Origin of the sequence: Pedobacter sp. 22226, from assembly GCF_052045455.1 — a bacterium.
GTDB classification, from domain to species: domain Bacteria; phylum Bacteroidota; class Bacteroidia; order Sphingobacteriales; family Sphingobacteriaceae; genus Pedobacter; species Pedobacter jeongneungensis.
Window position 1 is genome coordinate 342,003 of sequence record NZ_JBQEPB010000002.1, and the last position, 13,114, is coordinate 355,116.

Consider the following 13,114-nt stretch of genomic DNA (forward strand, 5'->3'; position numbering starts at 1 on the left):
TAAAGAAATGTCTGGCTTTTGGCCTAAATAAAATTTGAGAGGATAAGTAGAAAGATTGAGACGGAGAGGTTTTGTGCTACGGGGCAAATGCTGTTATTTGTTCTCTGCTAACCAAAGCTTCCCACAAGTGAAAATTTTTAAAGCCTCTTTTTTATTGATATTGCTGTTTTTGTCGCTGGCTGTAACCGCACAACAAATGCGCATTGCACCCTCCCCCTTGTATCGCGATCCGGTTTATGATGGCGCTGCCGATCCGGTACTGGTATATAACCATGCCGAAAAAAGCTGGTGGATGCTTTATACCCAGCGGAGGGCGAATGCACAAACCAACGATGTGGCTTATTGTTATGGGACTAATATCGGTGTAGCCACTTCAACCGATCACGGACAGACTTTTGTGTACAAAGGAGCACTCGACCTTGATTTTGAACCCGGTGTAAATACTTTTTGGGCGCCTGATGTAATTTACGAAAACGGTACTTACCACATGTACCTGGCTTACATTCAGGGCGTGCGCAACCATTGGGGCGGCACTGCTAAAATTGCACATTATACCAGCAAAAACCTCTGGAAATGGAAATATAAAGGCTTTATCTCTTTAAACTCAGAACATGTAATTGATCCTACCTTGCTGAAAATGCCTGATGGGAAATGGCACATGTGGTATAAAGACAGCTCGAAAGGCAGCATTACCATGACAGCTGAAAGCAAAGATTTACAGCATTTTACGGCGCAGACCGAGCCTGCCATTGGTGGTGCGCCGCACGAAGGCGCCAAGGCATTTTTCTTTAATAACTGGTACTGGATGATTACCGACGAATGGCACGGGCAAAGGGTGTACCGATCGAAGGATGGCAAAAGCTGGGAGAAACAGGTAATGGTACTGGATGTACCCGGCCACAGGCCTGAAGATACGCCAACAGGCGCCCATGCCGATGTTCAGATAATTGGTGGTAAAGCTTATATATTTTATTTTACGCATCCCGGTCGTAAAACGCATTTTGAAGGAACGCTGGATCAGGATTTTACTTTTTCTTATGCCAATAAACGTACGTCCATCCATGTTGCGGAGCTCGAATTTAAAAACGGTACGCTGGTTTGCGACCGCGATAAACCTTTCGATTTTTACCTGGGGCCTTAATTTCCAATGATTTGTTGCCGCGCATGGCGGGAAGGTTTTATTGCCACAATGATTTGACGCTGCGCACGGCGGGAGGCTTCATTGCCACAATGATTTGGTGCTGCGCATGGCAGGAAGGTTTCATTGCCACAATGATTTGGTGCTGCGCACGGCGGGAAGGTTTTATTGAAACTTTTGAATGTATCCGTTAAATGGAGCGATTTGCGCATTTTAAAGATCCTTCGCTGCGCTCAGGATGACAAGCAAAACAGGATGAGAAATTATTTTTTAAAGATCCTTCGCTGCGCTCAGGATGACAAAAAAATCCCTGATGTAAATGTCATTTTCAATGAATCCCTTGAAAACCCATCCACACAAATCGAGACAAAATGAAGAAATATTGATACAAATGCGTATCCCGCTCTAATGCTAAAAAGCGAATCTTTGGAAAGAAATAAATCGAACTAAAACCATTTACTTCTAGTAACTAACCAAATCCCTAACCTAATATGAAAAGAAGTTTATTCTCCTATGGCGGCTTTGTACGCATGGATTGGTACCTGCTTCAAAAAGTGTTTTTGAAACGCAAAATCCTTTCCGTTATTCTTACTTCAATTACCTTACTCTTACTTTCATTTCAACTCAGCGCGCAGGAACAAAATACCGTTACCGGAACCGTTACCGACGAAAAGGGCGAAACTGTTGTGGGTGCGAGCATTAAAGTAAAAGGTACCAGCACCGGAGCTACCACTGATGCCGATGGAAAATTTAAAATTCAGGTGGCCGATAAAAATGCAACGCTGATTTTTATTTACGTAGGCTATGTCAATCAGGAAGTTGCACTTGCCGGTCGTACACAGGTTAACGTTAAACTTAAACCTTCCGATAACGACCTGAGCGAAGTTGTGGTGGTGGGTTATAACACCCAGAAAAAGGAAGCCATTACCGGAGCCATCTCTTCCATCAGCAGTAAAGACCTCGAAAAAGTACATGGCGGTTCTACCGTTAGTACCGGCCTTGCAGGGAAACTGCCGGGTGTATCGTTCAGGATGCCTGACGGCAGGCCGGGTTCGAGCGCCAACATCCAGATCCGTAATATGGGTAATCCATTATATGTTATCGACGGGATCCAGCAGGATGCAGGGCAGTTTAATAACATTTCGCCCAACGATATCGAAACCATTACCGTACTTAAAGATGCTTCGGCTGCAATTTATGGCAGCAGGGCCGCTAACGGCGTAATTTTGGTAACCACCAAAAGGGGGAAAAACAGTACACGCAATACGTTCAGTGTTGATGCCTACACCGGTTGGCAAAACTGGGTACGTTTCCCCGAAACTACCGATGCTTACCAGTGGAAACTTGGGCAAGCTACTGCCGAAATGAATCAGAACGGGACTACCAATGTTACACAGGCAGAACTCGATAAATGGAAGGCCGGAACAGAATATGGCTATCAAAGCCAGAACTGGAAGGATATCATCATCGCGCCAAATGCACCACAGAGCTCGGTAAATTTAAGTGCCTCTGGTGGTACCGATAAAGTGAACTACTATTTTTCAGCTACCCGCTTAGATCAGAAAGGTGTTTACGGAACAGCACGTGAGTTCGATTTTAACCGGACCAATATCCAGAGTAATATCGAAGCCAAAATAACCGACCGTTTTAAAGTTGGTATGTTGATTAACGGCCGTATCGAAAGCCGCGATCAGCCGGGTGTACCGGGTGGCGACGATTATTTTGCAGCCCGTTTTGCCCTGTTGCGTAACCGTCCCACTGAACAGGCTTATGCCAATGGAAATCCAAATTATCCGAATGATATCGGCCACAATACCGAACAGTTTGCCGTACAGAGTAAAGCCTTAACCGGTTACTGGAAATCAGACTGGAGGGTTTTGCAAACCAATTTATCTGCAAGTTACGATACGCCTATAAAAGGTTTGGAGATAAAAGGTTTGTACTCTTATTATATTGCTGATAATGTAATTAATGGGCATGAGTACACTTACAATGTATATACCTACCACCCTGAAACTGGTATTTATGAAGAAAAAATAGGAAGCTCTAATCCCTACAGGGAGCGTAGAAACGAACAAATTTATACCAATACCTATCAGTTACAGGCCAACTACAACCGTACTTTTGGTAAACATACCGTTGGTGGCGTTTTGGTAGCGGAGCGTTTAGACCGTTTTAGAACTTACACTTTCCAGCATGCGGTACCACAAACCAATATTCTGCCTGTATTGCAGTTCGCTGATATGGACGGGCAGGATTTTGCCGATATTCAGGAAGAGGAGGCCCGCGTTGGTTATGTAGCCAGGTTAAACTATAACTACGATAACAAATATTACCTGGAACTTTCCGGTCGTAGAGATGCCTCATGGAAATTTGCACCCGACAGACGCGTAGGTTACTTCCCTTCAGCTTCAATAGGATGGAGAATTACCCAGGAAAAATTTATGAAGTCTCTTCTTGGAGAAAGCACCATCTTAAACGATTTGAAATTGCGTGCTTCTTATGGGGTATTGGGTGATGATGATCTTCGCATATTAGGCGGTAGCGTTCCCCTCGATCCGTTTGCTTATATTCCCGGGTACCGTTACAATCAGGGTACAGTAATTCTGGATGGAAAAACCATTACCACCTCAAGAGATAAAGGGCCGATTATTAACAATTTAACCTGGTTAAAAAGTAAGATTACAGATATCGGCTTGGATTTCACCATGTTCAACAATAAACTTAGCGGAACAGCAGATTATTTCTATAGAAAACGTAGCGGTTTACCTGCAGTTAAAAAAGATGTGGTGGTTCCGATAGAACTGGGTTACTCTTTAACAGAAGAGAACCTGGAAAGTGATGCCCAGTATGGTGGAGAATTTGCCCTGAACTACCACGATAAAATAGGTGAGTTTAATTATAACGTTGGCGGAAACATTTCCATTAGCAGGAAAAAACTTCTGGATGAGTATAAACCACGTTACGGCAACTCGTGGGACAATTACAGAAACAGCAGAAACCAGCGTTACACTGATATTTTCTGGGGGTATGAAGTAACCGGACAATTCCAGAGCATTGATGAAATCAACAATTACAAGGTGAACATTGATGGTCAGGGAAACCGTTCTTTATTGCCCGGCGATTTAATTTATAAAGATCAGAATGGTGACGGGATCATTGATGGATTGGATCAAAGACCCATCGGATACACCACAACCGGGCAGCCAAATGTTGGTTTCGGGTTCACCATTGGTGGTTCTTACAAGAACTTCGATTTTACTGCCGATTTTTCAGGCGGTGCGTTGTACTCCTGGAACCAGAACTGGGAGCAGCGCTGGGCATTCCAGAACGGAGGCGCCCTGCTTCAGAATTTTGCTGATGATAGCTGGCACCGTACCGATCCTTACGACTTAAATAGTACCTGGATACCCGGTAAATACCCTGCACTCCGCTTTAATGATAGCGGCCACAGCAACTATAACAAAAATTCTACTTTCTGGCTGCACAATGTAAGGTACCTGCGTGCCCGTACGCTTGAAATTGGTTATACCATACCAAAAAGATGGGCCGAAAAAATCAAGATCCAGAATGCAAGGGTATATGTAAACGGTTATAACCTCTTCTCTTTCGATAACCTGAGCGATTATGGTGTAGATCCTGAAATTGCAGACGATAACGGGTTGCAATATCCACAGAACAAGTTTTTTAATATCGGTATTAAATTAACGCTGTAACATGAAAAAGACTAATCAGATGAAAAAAATTATATATGCATTTGCTGCCATCTCCGTGTTGAGTTTTGCGCAGTCGTGTAAAAAAGATTCAGAATTTTTAGATAAACAACCCACCAGCACCCTGCCAATTGAGGCGGTATGGAAAGATCCGAACCTGGTACTTACCGTTGTTGGCGATCTTTACGACCGTTTTCCCGATTACCAAACCATAGAGGCATGGTGGGCCTTTACCGATTTCGACGAAGGCTTTGCCTCTGCCGGCGGCGATTATTTCCGTCACCAGAATTTAGAGTATGGTTATGATGCCTGGAGATACTGGGACATGGGTGTTTATGGTTATATCCGCGACCTGAATATGTTTATTAAACGCGGACAGGAATCTACCGCTTTAAAAGCAGAAGACCGCGATCGTTTCCTGGCCGAAGCGCGCTTTATCAGGGCAGGAGTTTATTTCGAAATGGTAAAAAGAATGGGCGGAGTGCCGTTGGTCACCACCGTTTTAGATTACGATTATAGTGGCGATCCAAGCTACCTTCAGTTTCCAAGGGCAAAAGAAACCGAAATTTATGATTTCGTAATTTCTGAGCTCGAAGCGGTAAAAACCATATTACCCGATAATGCAGGCATTCAAAGCAGGGCTACAAAAGCTGCGGCACTTGCCATGGAAGCCAGGGCAGCACTATATGCCGGATCGATTGCCAAATACAGCAACTCGCAGTTAACCTTGCCGGGTGGCGAAGTAGGTATTCCATCGGCCCTGGCCAATGGCTATTTCACCAAAGCCTTAGCTGCAGCCAAAGAGATTATTGATGGTGGTAAATATTCATTGTATAAAAAGAACCCAAATTTATCTGAAAATTTTTCTGCATTATTTACCGATAAAGGCAATAATCCTGAGGTGATTTTTGCAAAGGATTTTAAATTAAAAACCAATAAAGTACATGGTTTTACCATCGATAACCAGCCACGTTCTTCTGCCGAAGAAGCACAGGGCGGGCGTTTAAATCCATCCCTTAACCTGGTTCAATCGTTCGAAAAGCTGGATAATACTTATGCTTCCCTTGCTTCAGTTGATGTAAATGGCAATCCGGTTTATTATGCTAACATTACCGATATTTTTGCAGATCGCGATGCACGTTTAGCCGGCACCGTAATCCTACCCGGAACACAGTTTAAAGGTAAAACCGTTGATATCTGGGCGGGTATTCAGCTGGCAAACGGTTCAATTATTACAGGCGATAATTTTGGACAGATAAAGGACAAAGTTTTGCCGGATAACCAGGCTGCCGTACAGGTAGTGGGTAAAGATGGCCCTGTTGACGGACTCGAATTTAGTGCACAATCAGGTTTTTATGTCCGCAAGTATTTAGATCCTGCAACCGGCTCCGGTCAGATTGGTACCCGGAGCGATGTTTGGTGGATCCGCTACCGCTATGCCGAAGTATTATTAAATGCGGCCGAAGCCGCTTTCGAACTGGGTGATCCGGCTACTGCCGCTAATTACATCAAACCGGTAAGAGATCGTGCAGGATTAACTACCGCATTAACTCCTGCGCAAATCACTTTCGATCGCATTGTACACGAACGTAAAGTAGAATTTGCTTTTGAAGGACATGAACTTTGGGATATGAAACGCTGGAGACTGGCCGATAAAGTGTGGAACGGCAATAACATGTCGGCGGCAGATTTTATCAATGCCACCAACATTGGCAGCGCTACACGTACCAGTACACAGGTATTTGGTTTGTGGCCGTACAAATATTATAATCCCGGCAACGCCAACCATTTGAAATATATTTTTAAAGTGATTAAACCAAGCCGCGTAACCGCTGCGCACCGTTTCCGCATCGGTAATTACTACTCTTCAATCGGGCAGGATGTGCTTAACGGAAACCCTAAAATTGTAAGAAACCCTAACCAATAAGCAGATATAGATATGAAAATTAAATTTTATTTCATGATTGGGGCACTTATTGCCGTACTTTTTGCTTCATGTAAAAAAGATAACTACGATGCACCCGAAGCCGACTTTACCGGAAGGATCGTTTATAAAGGAGAACCCATCAGTGTTCAATACGGACAAGTTAATTTCGAACTCTGGCAATCAGGTTTTGGCAATTACTCTGCGCTTAATGTCAATGTAAGCCAGGATGGAACCTATTCTGCTAAATTGTTTAACGGAGATTATAAATTGGTTTTTTCGCCAAACCAGGGACCGTTTTTATGGAAAAAGAATGCTGCTGGCAGGCAGGATACCATTGCTGTAAACATTAATGGAAATAAAACCCTGGATATAGAGGTAATGCCTTACTATATGATTCGCGGGGCAACACTTACCGCTGCAGCAGGTAAAGTAAATGCTTTTTGCAAACTCGAAAAAATCATTACCAATGCCGATGGCAAGGATGTCGAAAATGTATCCCTGTACATCAACAAAACGCAGTTTGTAGATGGTGGCAATAACATTGCCACCCAGCAGATTAGTGGTGCAGCCATCGCCGATCTAAATAACCTGAACATGAGTGTAACGATCCCGGTCATAACGCCCACCCAAAATTATGTTTTCGCAAGGATTGGTGTTAAAATTGCGGGAGTAGACGACCTTATTTTTACGCCTGTTACTAAAATAAACTTTTAGTTAATGACAGTTATCCAAGAAAAAAATCGTCATCTCGACTGTAGCGCAGCGAAATGCCCGCCTGCTTCGGGCAGGGAGAGATCTAATAGATTTCTCGGCTACGTTGCACTCCGCTCGAAATGACGATCTCTTAAGATGATATATTTATACTTAAAGTTTCGTCATTCCCATGCAGGTTGGGAATGACGATTAATCTAAATATTATTGATTATCAGTATCTTACCTTTATTTAATCATGATTAAATGAAATATCTTTTTACCCTTTTTTTATGCTTTTCCTTATGTTTCATTAGCAAAAAAGTTCTTTCTAAACAGCTGAATGATACCCTTTACCTTGCTGATCCAACCATTTTTGTAGATAATGGCACTTATTATTTATATGGAACCAGTAGCGATGAGGGTTTTTTAGTATATATTTCTAAAGACCTTAAAAACTGGAGCAAAAAGCCTGAAAATAATGGTTTTGCCTTAAAAAAGGGCGATGCTTTTGGCACGAAAGGCTTTTGGGCACCTCAGGTATTCAAGAGAGGCCATACTTATTTTATGGCTTATACTGCCGATGAGCAAATTGCCATTGCCCGGAGCGAAAGTCCGCTGGGGCCATTTAAACAGGAAACACTGAAAGCAATATCAGGGGCAGGAAAACAGATCGACCCTTTTGTATTTACTGATAGCGATGGGAAAAATTACCTCTACCATGTTAAACTTGACAGAGGCAACCGCATTTATGTATCCGAACTGAAGGCTGATTTTTCCGATGTAATCCCTAATACTGCAAAAGAATGTTTATCCGGAACTGAATTGTGGGAAAATACGGCTAAAACCGATTGGCCAGTAACTGAAGGTCCAACTGTTTTGAAAAAAGATAAACTTTATTACCTTTTTTATTCTGCAAACGATTTTCGAAATCCTGATTACGCGGTGGGTTATGCCACTTCGGGCTCAGCAACGGGGCCGTGGACGAAACATGCGGGAAACCCGATCATTAGCAGAAAAATTTTAAAATTTAATGGTACCGGTCATGGAGACTTTTTTACCGATAAAGATGGCCATTTGCAGTATGTATTTCACACCCACCACAGTAACCAAAAAGTATCGCCAAGGGCAACTTCAGTTATTAAAGCAACTTTTGTGAAAGATAAAAACGGCATAAATCAGATGCAGATTGATCCCGAAAGTTTCCGGTTTTTAAGGCAAGGTGTAAATTGATTGCTTTTGTAGAAATATTGAAACAAATAGAAGCAGATTTAAGAAAAGAAATTGCTTTTTTTAAAATTTTAAGAAACACATCAAACAGACCAATAGAAAGTAAGGCTTAATAATGAATAACTGGAAGATAAAATTGCTTTTTGCTTTATGCCTGTTGATGACGGGAAGATTAAACGCACAAACATTTACCAACCCGCTATTGCCCTCTGGTGCCGATCCTTACAGCTTTTATAAAGATGGTTATTATTACTATACAAATTCTTTAGGCAACAGGGTCGATTTATGGAAAACCAAAAGTTTGGCTGATCTTAAGAATGCAGAACGGAAAACCATCTGGAAAGCACCCGCCGGAACAATGTACAGTAAAGAAATCTGGGCACCCGAAGTGATGTTTTTAAGGGGGAAATGGTACGCTTATTTTGCTGCCGATGATGGCAACAATGATCACCACCGGATGTATGTACTGGAAAACGCATCGGCCGATCCGATGAAAGGAGAGTGGATATTTAAAGGTAAAATTACCGACCCCACTGATAAATGGGCCATTGATGGCGATGTAATTGATTTTAAAGGCCAGTTATACATGATCTGGTCCGGTTGGGAAGGAGACCGGAACGGTAAGCAGGAAATTTTTATCGCCAAACTTAAAAACCCATGGACGGTAGATGGAAACCGTGTTAAAATTTCTACCCCAAAATTCGATTGGGAAAAAATAGGTGATTTGGGCGGTGGTGCACATGTTGATGTAAATGAAGGACCGCAATTTTTGGTTCATGACGATAAAATTTTCATCATTTACTCGGCTAGTGGCTGCTGGACAGATTTTTACGCACTGGGTATGCTTTCTGCCTCAGCAAAAAGTAATCTGCTCGATCCTAAATCATGGACAAAAGCTGGTCAGCCTGTTTTTCAGCAGTCGTCAAAAGATGGCGTTTATGCCCCTGGTCATAATTCGTTTTTCAAATCGCCCGATGGAAAAGAAGACTGGATTCTTTATCACGCCAACGATAAACCAGGGCAGGGTTGTGGTGGTTTCCGCTCGCCAAGGGCACAACGATTTGACTGGAATGCCGATGGTACGCCAAACTTTGGGATCCCCATAAAGCCTGGCGAAAGTTTAGCCATCCCCTCAAACCGCAATAAAAAATAAATCAGATATAACAGATATGAACCTAAAAAACTATGTTTTCCTTGCTGCAATGAGCCTTAGCATCAGCACAGGGTTTGCACAAAAAACAAAGAAAAACCCCGAACCCGCAAAGGTTTGGTCGGTAGAGAAAGCCAATGCCTGGTATAGCGAGCATAAATGGCTCACCGGCGCAAATTATATTCCATCTAACGCCATTAACCAATTGGAAATGTGGCAGGCTGATACTTTTTCGCCCGATCTGATTGATAAAGAACTCGGCTGGGCCGAAGGCATCGGCTTTAATACCCTGCGTGTTTTCCTGTACAGCAAAGCCTGGAGCCAGGATCCTGCAGGTTTTAAAAAACGAATGGACCAGTTTTTAACCATTACGCAAAAACATGGCATAAAACCCATGTTTGTATTTTTTGATGATTGCTGGAACAAAACTTCTGCCATTGGCAAACAACCAGAACCCAAAACAGGCATCCATAATTCTGGCTGGTTACAGGATCCGGGCGATCCGGCTTTTAAAGAAGAAGCCAATTTCCCTGAACTGGAAAAATATGTAAAAGATGTGCTTACCCATTTTGCACACGATAAAAGAATTTTGCTTTGGGATTTATATAATGAACCCGGAAACAGTGGCAAACTGGAAGCAACTATTCCTTTGTTAAACAAAACCATCAGTTGGGCGCGTGCCGTTAATCCCGATCAGCCGATTTCTATCGGTTTGTGGAGCTGGGGTTTCGAAAAACTGAATGCCATTCAGCTGGCCAATTCAGATATTGTAACTTATCATAACTATGAGGCACCAGATTGGCACCAAAGAACCATCGATCTGTTAAAAGCCAGCGGCAGGCCATTGATTTGTACCGAATACATGGCACGATCTCGCAACAGCCGTTTTTCTAATATTCTGCCTATGCTTAAAAATGAAAACGTTGGCGCCATTAACTGGGGCTTTGCTGCAGGCAAAACCAATACAAAATACGCCTGGGATACCCCATTAGCCGATGGATCGGAGCCGATTGAATGGTTCCACGAAATTTTTCAGCCCGACGGAACACCATACCGCCAGGATGAAGTTAACCTGATTAAAAAACTCAATAATAAATAAAACATTATTGTCAGATTATAAAGATATTGTCATCTCGACCGGAGCATCGCGTAGTGGAGAGATCTGCCCGGATAGATCTCTCCCTGCCCGAAGCAGGCGGGCATTCCACTGCGTTTCAGTCGAGATGACGACAGTATGTCAATGGTAGCCTGTCGAATGAATGCTGATCTAATAATATTGCCAAACCTAACCTAAACACACAAATTTTAAACCAATGAATAAAAAAGTATCTGTTTTCTTATCACTGCTGGGGCTCTCACTTTCCCTGTCCGCACAGCAGCAAGACAAATCTTGGAGCATGGTAAAGGGAAAAATTACCTCACCATGGGCACTGGATGTAAACCCTAAAAACGTATTGCCGGAGTATCCCCGCCCACAACTTGAACGGACAGGCAACTGGAAAAACCTGAACGGCCTTTGGGATTATGCCATTTCCGGTAAATCACAACGTCCGGCCATTAACCAGGGTAAAATTTTAGTTCCTTTTGCTGTAGAGTCTGCACTTTCGGGTGTTGGTAAAACAGTTGGCAAAGATAGCCTGCTTTGGTACAAAACTGTATTTACGGTGCCATCGAATATGAAGGGTAAAGAAATTCTGCTTCATTTTGGTGCGGTAGACTGGAGGACAACAGTAAGCCTTAATGGTAAGGAAGTGGGTAAACACGAAGGCGGTTTCGATCCTTTTAGTTTTAATATCACCCCATTTTTAAATAAAAGTGGCAATCAGACGTTAACTGTAGAAGTTTGGGATCCGACAGATGACGGCCCTCAGCCAAGGGGAAAACAGGTAAAAAAGCCAGAGGGAATCTGGTACACTCCGGTAACCGGAATCTGGCAAACGGTGTGGATTGAAGCCGTAAATAAAACACACATCGATCACATTAAGATAACGCCTGATATCGATCAGCAATCGTTAGCGGTTACCCCATTTTTAACCGGCGCTGCTTCAGGCAATCAGGTAAAAGTTTCGGCTTGGGATGGTACAACAAAAGTAGCAGAACAAACAGGCGATGGCAGCAATGCGATTACCCTAAAAATTGCCAATCCAAAACTTTGGAGCCCAAAAAGTCCGTTTTTATATGATTTAAAAGTAGAATTGCTTGCCAAAAATAAGAAAGTAGACGAGGTGAAAAGTTATTTCGCCATGCGCAAAAGTTCGGTCGGAAAAGATGAGAATGGCATTCAGCGCATGTTGTTGAACAACGAATTTGTTTTTCAGTATGGTCCGCTTGATCAGGGATGGTGGCCGGATGGTTTATACACCGCGCCAACCGATGCTGCTTTGAAATTCGATGTAGATAAAACCAAAGAAATGGGTTTTAATATGATCAGAAAACACATTAAAGTAGAACCAGCCCGTTGGTATTACTATTGCGATAAAGCCGGAATGCTGGTTTGGCAGGATATGCCAAGCGGCGATTTGGGTAACGGCTGGGAAAACCGTCCGGGTATTTTAGACCATGGCTCAGATCAAAACAGAACTGCAGAATCAGAAGGTTATTACAAAAAAGAATGGAATGCCATTATCGATGCACTTTACAATGTACCATCTATCGTAGTTTGGACACCTTTTAACGAAGCCTGGGGACAATTTAAAACCGTAGAAATTGCCAAATGGACCAAAGAGAAAGATCCTTCGAGATTGGTAAATACCGCAAGTGGAGGTAACTTCCATCCGGTTGGCGATATCATCGACCTTCATAATTATCCACATCCGGCAATGCCAAGCCCTGATTATTTTGGCAAAGATTATGCCCTGGTACTGGGTGAGTTTGGTGGTCTTGGCCTCCCGATTGATGGCCATGTGTGGCAACAGAAAAATAACTGGGGTTACCAGAGCTTTAAAAACAAAACCGATTTATTTAACAAATATGCCGAGTTTACTAAACGCCTGGAACAATTGATTCCGCTTGGGCTTTCGGCAGGTGTGTACACCCAAACCACTGATGTAGAAGTAGAAACGAACGGTTTGATGACTTACGACAGAAAAGACATCAAATTTTCAGAAACACAAATGAAAGGGCTGCACGATAAATTATACCAGATAAACGTACCGGTGCAGAAATAAACCGAATTTTATCACTGCAAAATTTTAATAAAGCTGGATCATTTAATAATGGTCCGGCCTTATTTTTTGTTCAGGTTTAATTAAATAACTTTATGAAAG

The 13,114-nt window shown here is 42.7% G+C and carries 8 protein-coding genes; all 8 read left to right on the forward strand.

All coding sequences use genetic code 11. The annotated features are described in order from the left end of the window. Positions 1–127: 127 nt before the first annotated feature. The 8 genes from ACTJKC_RS04850 to ACTJKC_RS04885 all read left to right on the forward strand — a co-directional run bounded on the left by ACTJKC_RS04850 (position 128) and on the right by ACTJKC_RS04885 (position 13,015). Positions 128–1,141 carry an exo-alpha-sialidase gene (locus tag ACTJKC_RS04850; protein ID WP_440790523.1) on the forward strand — a complete coding sequence of 338 codons (1,014 nt, stop codon included), beginning with the start codon at positions 128–130 and terminating at the stop codon, positions 1,139–1,141. 488 nt (positions 1,142–1,629) lie between these two features. Beyond that, complete coding sequence (locus ACTJKC_RS04855; protein ID WP_440790524.1) at positions 1,630–4,854, forward strand: SusC/RagA family TonB-linked outer membrane protein; 3,225 nt, start codon at positions 1,630–1,632, stop codon at positions 4,852–4,854. Between the two features lie 19 nt (positions 4,855–4,873). Continuing rightward, on the forward strand, positions 4,874–6,778 hold the full coding sequence (locus tag ACTJKC_RS04860) for a RagB/SusD family nutrient uptake outer membrane protein (protein WP_440790525.1): 1,905 nt from the start codon (positions 4,874–4,876) through the stop codon (positions 6,776–6,778). A gap of 12 nt (positions 6,779–6,790) precedes the next feature. Further along, a complete protein-coding gene (locus ACTJKC_RS04865; RefSeq protein WP_440790526.1) occupies positions 6,791–7,492 on the forward strand; it encodes a DUF3823 domain-containing protein in 702 nt (233 codons plus the stop codon). A gap of 243 nt (positions 7,493–7,735) precedes the next feature. Further along, positions 7,736–8,701 (forward strand): glycoside hydrolase family 43 protein, encoded by a 966-nt coding sequence (locus tag ACTJKC_RS04870; RefSeq protein ID WP_440790527.1) that lies wholly within the window; start codon positions 7,736–7,738, stop codon positions 8,699–8,701. A 112-nt stretch (positions 8,702–8,813) separates the two neighbouring features. Further along, positions 8,814–9,851 (forward strand): glycoside hydrolase family 43 protein, encoded by a 1,038-nt coding sequence (locus ACTJKC_RS04875; protein WP_440790528.1) that lies wholly within the window; start codon positions 8,814–8,816, stop codon positions 9,849–9,851. Between the two features lie 16 nt (positions 9,852–9,867). Further along, entirely contained in the window at positions 9,868–10,947 is a 1,080-nt protein-coding gene (locus ACTJKC_RS04880) for a 1,4-beta-xylanase (protein ID WP_440790529.1), read from the forward strand. A gap of 214 nt (positions 10,948–11,161) precedes the next feature. Beyond that, a complete protein-coding gene (locus ACTJKC_RS04885; RefSeq protein WP_440790530.1) occupies positions 11,162–13,015 on the forward strand; it encodes a glycoside hydrolase family 2 protein in 1,854 nt (617 codons plus the stop codon). Positions 13,016–13,114 lie beyond the last annotated feature (99 nt).